Raw genomic sequence first — 2,555 nt, 5'->3', positions numbered from 1 at the left:
CGCTTAAAAATTTACTTCCTAAAGTCGATAAGCTCATCATCGGAGGCGGCATGGCATTTACGTTTTTAAAAGCCGTCGGATATGACATTGGTAATTCGCTTTTAGAGGAGGATCTTATATCTGACGCACTAAATATCTTGCGCCGCGGCAAAGAGCTTGGGGTTAAAATTTATATCCCTGTCGATGCCGTCGCAGCTCCGCAATGCTCGCAAGATGCCGTTACAAAAAAAGTTACCGTCCAAGAAATTCCAAGCGATTGGATGGGGCTAGATATCGGGCCTGCGACCGTAGCGCTTTTTAAAGAAGCCCTAGACGATGCGCAAACGATCTGGTGGAACGGACCGATGGGAGTTTTTGAGATCGATAAATTCGCTCGCGGCAGCCTGCATATATCGCACGCGATCGCAGATAGCGACGCCACTACCGTAGTGGGCGGCGGCGATACCGCAGATGTTGTCGAACGCGCTGGTAACGCTGATGATATGACTTTTATTTCTACCGGAGGCGGCGCGAGCTTAGAACTCATCGAAGGCAAGGAGCTGCCGGGCGTGCGAGTGCTTACTGCTAAAACGGAGCTGCGATGATACTGGCAGCGAATCTTAAATGCAACCATACTCGCGCTAGTTTTGAGCGGTACGCTAAAGCTTTAGATGAAGGCTTAGCGGGCGGAATTTCGCGCGAGAATGAAATTTTAGTTTTTCCTCCCGCCAGCGCATTTTGCGCGAAGGCGAAAAATTTTACTCAAGGCGCGCAAAATTTCTATCCTGCCGCGCACGGCAGCTTTACGGGCGAGATCGGCGGCGATATGCTGGCGGAATTTGACGTCAAAACCGTTCTTATCGGACATAGTGAGCGGCGCGCTATTTTGGGCGAGAGCGCGGAGCTGATAAGAGAGAAATTCAGTTTTGCCGCAGCGCAGGGCTGGCGCATCGTTTTTTGCGTCGGCGAGGATGAGGCGGCATTTGCGCAAAACCGCAGCGAGGAGTTTGTAGCGACACAGCTTGAGGGTATCGATCTGAAATATTCGAGCTTAGTACTAGCCTACGAGCCCGTCTGGGCGATCGGCACGGGCAGAAGCGCGCAGTGCGAGCAGATCGAAAGAATGCTAAATTTCTTGCGCGCTAAAAGCTCTGCGCCGCTACTTTACGGAGGCAGCGTAAATGCGGAAAATATCGCAAAAATTTGCGCGATAAGAGGTTGCGACGGGGTGCTAGTGGGGACGGCGAGCTGGGACGCCTCGAAGTTTTTGGAGCTTATACGCGTCGTCTCGTGAGCGTCTTTTAATGAGTTTGAAATTTTAAGTCCGCGACAGGCTATGCGCCTAGTCTTGATTTAAAATCTCTGCACAACATTAAAATCCATCTCGCGATATTGCCGCTATCAAATTGCATTTAAAATTTGGCGTTTTGCGAAATTTTGCAAATTTTAATTTGATAGAATTTTAAGTCAAATTGCGAAGGATTTTAAGATGGATTTGAATGTTGTTGCAGATTTTGCGACCAAGACTAGGCATGTAGCCTATCGCAGGGAGCAAAATCAAAACTCATTCAAAGGCGCTTAAAAGCCAAGCAAAAATAGAAAGGAGAAATAATGATTTTAAAAGGCAAAAAGGGCCTCATCGTCGGCGTCGCTAACGCCAAATCTATCGCTTACGGCATCGCCGAAGCTTGTCACGCCCAGGGTGCGCAGATGGCGTTTACCTACCTAAACGACGCTCTGAAAAAGCGCGTAGAGCCGATCGCAGAGGAGTTTGGTAGCAAATTCGTCTATGAGCTCGACGTAAACAACCAAGCTCACCTGGACGGGCTTGCAGATCGCATCAAAGCAGATCTTGGCGAGATAGATTTCGTCGTGCATGCGGTGGCCTACGCGCCCAAAGAAGCGCTAGAGGGCGAGTTTGTAAATACTACAAAAGAGGCCTTTGATATCGCGATGGGCACGAGCGTTTATTCGCTGCTAAGCCTCACACGCGCGGTTCTGCCGGTGCTAAAAGATGGCGGCTCGGTGCTCACGCTAACCTACCTTGGAGGGCCGAAATTCGTGCCTCACTACAACGTTATGGGCGTCGCAAAAGCGGCTCTTGAAAGCTCCGTGCGCTACCTAGCTCACGATCTTGGCGCGCGCGGTATCCGCGTGAACGCCATCAGCGCAGGCCCGATCAAAACGCTTGCGGCAAGCGGCATAGGCGACTTTAGGATGATTTTACGCTACAACGAGGTAAACAGCCCACTAAAACGCAACGTCACGACGCATGATGTTGGCAACAGCGCGATGTACCTGCTTAGCGACCTAGCCAGCGGCGTGACCGGCGAGGTGCACTACGTCGACTGCGGCTACAACATCATGGGTATGGGCGACGTGGCGACCGACGCCGAGGGTAAGACGATCCTTGCGTGGGATGCAGCCAAGACCGAGTAAAACGACACGTAAAAAGGCAAAATTTGACGCGCGCCGCAAAATTTAAAGGTAGAAAATGAAAGATTACATCTGCGTATTTGATTGCGAGACGATCCCCGACGTAGCGGCGCTGGTGCGGGTGCTAGATGAGGATGCGA

General features: G+C 51.0%; 3 protein-coding genes. All 3 read left to right on the top strand.

Annotation, left to right across the window (positions count from 1 at the left end; genetic code table 11):
• The coding region (pgk, locus tag Q0394_RS11235) for a phosphoglycerate kinase (RefSeq protein WP_298947718.1) at positions 1–584 on the top strand (584 nt) is incomplete at its 5' end.
• Complete coding sequence (locus Q0394_RS11230) at positions 581–1,273, top strand: triose-phosphate isomerase (protein ID WP_298063151.1); 693 nt, start codon at positions 581–583, stop codon at positions 1,271–1,273. The genes pgk and Q0394_RS11230, both read left to right, overlap by 4 nt.
• Before the next feature lie 317 nt (positions 1,274–1,590).
• Entirely contained in the window at positions 1,591–2,418 is an 828-nt protein-coding gene (gene fabI / locus Q0394_RS11225) for an enoyl-ACP reductase FabI (protein ID WP_298947717.1), read from the top strand.
• The last annotated feature ends 137 nt before the right edge of the window (positions 2,419–2,555 follow it).

This window comes from uncultured Campylobacter sp., assembly GCF_938039205.1.
GTDB lineage: Bacteria > Campylobacterota > Campylobacteria > Campylobacterales > Campylobacteraceae > Campylobacter_A.
The sequence above is the reverse complement of the archived record's forward strand: the minus strand, read 5'-3'. Positions and strand labels throughout refer to the sequence as shown.